Source organism: Roseateles sp., assembly GCF_049240545.1.
In the GTDB taxonomy this organism is placed as follows: Bacteria; Pseudomonadota; Gammaproteobacteria; order Burkholderiales; family Burkholderiaceae_C; genus Paucibacter_A.
Map to the genome: position 1 here is coordinate 17992 of NZ_JBMLSK010000224.1, position 2577 is coordinate 20568.

The 2577-nt window shown below is 66.0% G+C and carries 1 protein-coding gene; it reads right to left on the minus strand.

The genetic code is table 11. The annotated features are described in order from the left end of the window. Window positions 1-2577: beta strand repeat-containing protein (locus ACOVRJ_RS15745; RefSeq protein ID WP_422044792.1), on the minus strand; the 2577-nt coding region annotated here is incomplete at both ends.

Here is a 2577-nt window from a genome sequence, read left to right on the forward strand (position 1 = left end):
TAGACCTTGTTGGCGGCCGTGATGCCGGTGATGGTGCTGATGTGGGCCTTGTCGATGTTGGCTGTGGTGCTGGCGGTGTTCGAGTCCAGCACATAGTTGCCCGCATCGTCGCCGCCCAGGCTCAGGCCGGTGATGCTGACCGTTTTTCCGTTCGCGGCCGTCTTGTTGGCGAAGGCGCCGCTGGCGGTGGCGACGCTCAAAACGTCGCTACCGATCTTGCCTGTGAAGGCGGCGCCACCGCTGTTCAGCGTGGCGGCCGTTGTGCCGTCGTAGACCTTGTTGGCGGCCGTGATGCCGGTGATGGCACTGATATGGGCTTGGTTGATGCTGCCGATAGCGCCGCTGGTGCTGCTGCTTGTCAGGGTATAGCCGTACACGGCAGCGCTGCCTTGGCTGGCGCTGAAACTGATCCCCGTGGCGGTCACGGTCTTGCCTGCGCCGGCGTTGCGGTTGTCAAAGCTCGCGCTGAGGCCGCCGCCGTTCAGGCTCACGCTGTCGCCCTCCACCGCGCCACTGAAGCTGAAGTGGCTCGCAGACAGCGTGGCGGTGGTGTTGCCGTCATAGACCTTGTTGACACTGCCGGTCAGGCTGGCGCTGAGGGTAGGTGCCAGCGTGTAGAGGAAGCCATTGCCGCTGCCCAATACGGTGCTGCTTGCCTGGCTGGCGTTGTACTGCTTGAAGTCATAGCTCAGGCCGCCGCGCGTGTCAGCGCTCGCGTCACCGCTCCAGACTAGCCAGCGTGCGCCGCCCGGGGTGCTCAAGGCGCTGGCGCCGGCGTTGTTGGTGAAGTCCTTGCCCGCGAGCACGATGCCATCGCCGCTGCCGGTGCTGGCCGTCAGCGAGCCGCTGGCCAGGGTGATGCCGCTGCCGGCTGTGGGGCCGGTGTTGATGGCCTCGATGCTGGCGGCGCTGATGGTGCGCAGCGTGATGTCGCCGCTGGCGGTGTGGGTCTTGCCCGCGCCGTCGAGCAGGCGAACACTCACCGCGCCGCTGCCGGCATCGATGCTGCTGCCCGCGCCCATGGTGATGAGCGCATTGCCGCTGTCGCGGTGCGCGTCCAGCACGCCGTGGGCGGTGGTGTCATTGGCGATCAGCGTCAGATTGCCGTTGTCGGTGTTGATGTTGGCATTGATCAGGATGGATCGGCCCGCATGCAGGGCCAGCGCGCCGCCGTTGCCGCCAGGGTTGTTGGCGCTGATGGCGGTGGAGACGGAGATGTCGCTATTGGCCTGCAGCGTGACGTTGGTGCCCGCGTTGAGCAGCGCGGTCAGGTCGCTGGCCAGCAGCTTGCTGTCGGTGCCCGGCGTGAGCGCGTAGTTGTGGCCATTGCTGAAGCTGTCACTGCCCGCCGCGAAACTCAGGATGTCAACCCGACCTCGACTGTTTGACCAAATGGGCGAGCCGACCAGAGCCCGCCCGTCTATGAGCGCAATCACCCTGCCTGACCCGACCCGGTCATTGGCCTGGCTGCCGACCAGGCTGTTGCTGCTGCTGACCGCGCCGCTGATGCCGGTGCTGCCATTGCCCAAGGTGACGGCGCCGGCCCAGGCATTGCTGCCGTTCGTCCAATGTGCGGAGCGCACGACATAGTTGCCGTTGCTCAGCTCCTTGATGTCGTTACCGCCCACTCGGTCATCGGCCTGGCTGCCGACCAGGCTGTTGCCGCTGCTGACCACGCCGCTGATGCCGGTGCTGCCGTTGCCCCAGGTGACGGCGCCGGCGTCGGCAAAGCTGCCGCTATCCCAGAGCACTGAGGTCACGACATAGTTGCCGTTGCTCAGCGCCGTGATGCCGCTCGAGCCCACACGGTCACCGGTCTGGCTGCCGACCAGGCTGTTGATGCTGCTGACCACGCCGCTGACGCCAGCGCTGCCGCTGCCCCAGGTGACGGCGCCGGCGTTGGCATTGCTGCCGCTATCCCAGGAGGTTGTGCGCACGAGATAGTTGCCGTTGCTCAGCTCATTGATGCCGTTACCGCCCACGTAGTCATCGGCCTGGCTGCCGACCAGGCTGTTACTGCTGCTGACCACGCCGCTGGTGCCGGTGCTGCCATTGCCCCAGGTGACGGCACCGGCGCTGGCATTGCTGCCGTTGTTCCAATTAGAGGAGCGCACGACATAGTTGCCGTTGCTCAGCGCCGTGACGCCGTGCTCGCCCACTTGGTCATTGGTCTGGCTGCCGACCAGGCTGTTGCTGCTGCTGACCACGCCGCTGATGCCGGTGCTGCCATTGCCCCAGGTGACGGCACCGGCGTTGGCATTGCCGCCGTTGATCCAACTAGAGGAGCTCACGACAAAGTTGCCGTTGCTCAGCGCCGTGATGCCGTTACCGCCCACTTGGTCACCGGCCTGGCTGCCGACCAAGCTGTTGCTGCTGCTGACCGCGCCGCTGATGCCGGTGCTGCCATTGCCCCAGGTGACGGCGCCGGCGCTGGCATTGCTGCCGTTGTTCCAGCTAGAGGAGCGCACGACAAAGTTGCCGTTGCTCAGCGCTGTGACGAGGTCAACGCCCACTTGGTCATTGGCCTGGCTGCCGACCAAGCTGTTGCTGCTGCTGACCGCGCCGCTGATGCCGGTG